Genomic DNA, 2,752 nt, shown 5'->3' with positions numbered 1-2,752 from the left:
CCTAGGCCTTCAACCTCGGCGTTAACTCGGCGATGGACCATGGCGGCCACCGGCTCTAAGCGCAAAATTTCTAGTAATATGTTGATCTGCTCTTTGGAGTCGCCGTCGAGAAAACGCTGGCGAAGGGCCAAATCTTCAAACAGGTACCACGCAGTCATCACGATAAATTCACGGGTGGTCAGCATTCCAGCCGCGCCATAGGTTAGGCACTCTACAACGATGGCCATATTGCTATAGCCCTCTTCAATGTAGAATGAAATCGCGTCGTTCTTTGGCGCTTTTTTGCGAGCTTTAATCGCCGGAAGCACATCCCAAAGAAAGAAGTTACCCGTGTGGAAGGCCTGCTGAAATTTTAAGATGCGATTTGCAAAATTACCTTCGCGCTGTGCGATGCTCGCATAGAGAACCCGTTGAATTCGCTTAGCGCGGCCCGCTTGGTCGCTATTAGTCAGACCCAATATTTCGCCGACGACTTCGATCGCCAGCTGAAAGCTGACATCTTCTAGTTTGGCCGTGCCGGCACGCTGAAATTCCGCCAACAGCTCATCGGTGACTTCCCGCATAATAGTGTGATGCTGCTCGCTCACCGCCTTGGGTGATAAAAACTTCTGTGTTTTAGTGCGTTTCTTACGATGATCAGCACCGTCCAGAAAAAACACGGGCATATGCTCGGGATTTTCAAAGTTCAGCATTTCCGCGCCGGCGCCGGCCTGAAGTGCTTCGGGGCTGCGCAGTATCGCGCGTGCTACGCTCGGCTTTTTGACCCAGTGAGCGCCGCCATCAGGCTTGGTCATTTTGGCCGCAAGTTTAGCCGACTTACGGCGATCGACGTTATCGTGCATGGGACAACCAGAGGCTACAGCTTCTGTCATGGGAATTACTCCGCAGGAAATAGCGATTAGATGGCCTCATTGTCAGCCTCAAACAAATTGATGTCAACTCACCGACACCAATTTGTAATGATTCGTTAACGTCCCGACTAATGGCGAGTAACAGCCCTTTTTAACTCACGATCTAGGCTGCAAAAGCCACACTTTCTCCAGTGCGGCGCACTGCCCTTTCAGGCCGCCAAGGACTGCCTCGCTGCTTAACAATGTCAGGTGATACTCGCCGTCATAGTGAGCACTCAGCTCAACATCACTGATAGAAAAAGGTGGGCCCGGCATGTCATTTTGTTGATAGTCGTAATTAATCAGCAGCTGAGGCGCCGAGTTTGTTACTCGTTTTAACATTGCTGTGTATGCCGGCCGAAGGTTATCCGGCAAAGCGACTAAGGCAGCTCGATCATAAACCGCATCGACCATACCGAGTCGCTCGGCACTTAAATCAAAAATATCGCCGACAAAGATCTCGAGGCCTGCGGCGCGGTAGCGCTTTAACTGGCCGAGTTCTGAGCGTTGCGGAATCAGGCACAGCTCAGCGAATAGCTCCTCCACTGCGATCTCACTTAATTCTGCCCCGACCACAGAAAAACCTTGTTCTAAGAGCCAACCAATATCCAAGGTTTTACCGCATAACGGCAAAAACACCCTCGCCCCGCGATCAAGCCGGAGCATATCAAAATGCCGAAGCAACAACGGATTAGGACTGCTGCCATGAAACGCGATATCTTTACTCTTCCATTTTTTGTGCCAAAAGCTCGCTTCCACGCCTACTCCCCTAGAATATCAAGTGACAGATAAAGTCTAGGGTACACACAAATTTCTGCGCACACCCACGCGATAAAACCGGTAGCCGACGGCCAATATCAGGCATATCCCCGCCGGCACAGTGAGCGCAAAGAACTGCCACAAACTGAACAAATAGGCACCCAGTGCGCCACCTAAAACAAACCCTATAATAATTAAAATAAAAAGTATGGCTTTGCGCTCATCAAAGGGCTTGCCGCGTAACTTTGCCCCCAACATTAGCCCTAGGTCGGTAAAAATACCCGTGACGTGCGTCGTTCGCACCACCGCGCCACTATAGGTTGACGCTAACGCATTTTGCAGGCCACAGGCCAACGACGCCGTATAGTGGCCAGCCAGTGAGCCGTTATTCAAGAAGATGATTGAGGTCAATAACAAACAAGCTTCTAGGACTAACAAGGTATCGTAGTGGCGACCTAATTTCAGTGCACCATTGGGGAGTAATACGCCAGAAATTGCCGCGCCAAATAAAAAACTCAATAACACCCCGAGTAGGTGCAGTGCGCTGCTTAGCGAGCCGTCAGCCAAGCCCGTACCCAGCAATGTCGCAGTTCCTGACAGGTGAGAAATTGACTGGTGCTTAAACCCCATCAGTCCAACGGCATTTACATTGCCAGCAACAAACGCCAATACAAATGCACCGTACTCAACCCACCGAGGCAGTTTGGTAAGCATGATTAAGTCTCGTTAGAAAATCTGTGCAGTCTCTTATTGAAAGTAGTCTGCAAACATCTATTTCTAGCACATTAATCCCGCTCACACTATGCGCGTATCGCCTCCGTCAAACTCCGCCAGCCTATTTAACCACCCCTTTAGAAATATTTGCTGGGAAGGCTGTGCTTCAACCAATCTAAAATAAAAATTTCGCCGCTCGGCGAGTAGCGTTCTTTTTAAGCGAGCGCAAAATAATCGTGCCGCTGTCGCAGCAGCGCGCCGAGTGTTATCTCCCATTATTCCATCTTCACGCAGTGGCGGCTTTGCACCCAGTAAATTACAGCTGCGCTGCACAAACAGCAGCGCTTGTTTTGGACCATGATTTACCGCACTGTCGAAAACAAACTCTT

4 protein-coding genes are annotated in these 2,752 nt (G+C 50.1%); all 4 read right to left on the bottom strand.

From position 1 onward, the window contains the following. A partial coding sequence (locus tag ABYT30_RS18100) for a hypothetical protein (RefSeq protein ID WP_373097895.1) occupies positions 1–872 on the bottom strand: 872 nt, incomplete at its 3' end. 135 nt (positions 873–1,007) lie between these two features. After that, entirely contained in the window at positions 1,008–1,649 is a 642-nt protein-coding gene (gene tmpT / locus ABYT30_RS18095; RefSeq protein WP_373097894.1) for a thiopurine S-methyltransferase, read from the bottom strand. A gap of 36 nt (positions 1,650–1,685) precedes the next feature. Beyond that, positions 1,686–2,363: a YoaK family protein gene (locus ABYT30_RS18090; RefSeq protein ID WP_373079230.1), complete on the bottom strand. Its 678-nt coding sequence runs from the start codon at positions 2,361–2,363 to the stop codon at positions 1,686–1,688. 81 nt (positions 2,364–2,444) lie between these two features. Continuing rightward, positions 2,445–2,752 (bottom strand): putative peptidoglycan-binding domain-containing protein (locus tag ABYT30_RS18085; protein ID WP_373097892.1); only part of this gene is annotated, 308 nt, incomplete at its 5' end.

The organism is Zhongshania sp., from assembly GCF_041623545.1.
GTDB lineage: Bacteria > Pseudomonadota > Gammaproteobacteria > Pseudomonadales > Spongiibacteraceae > Spongiibacter.
This window is presented reverse-complemented; position numbering and strand designations above follow the sequence as displayed.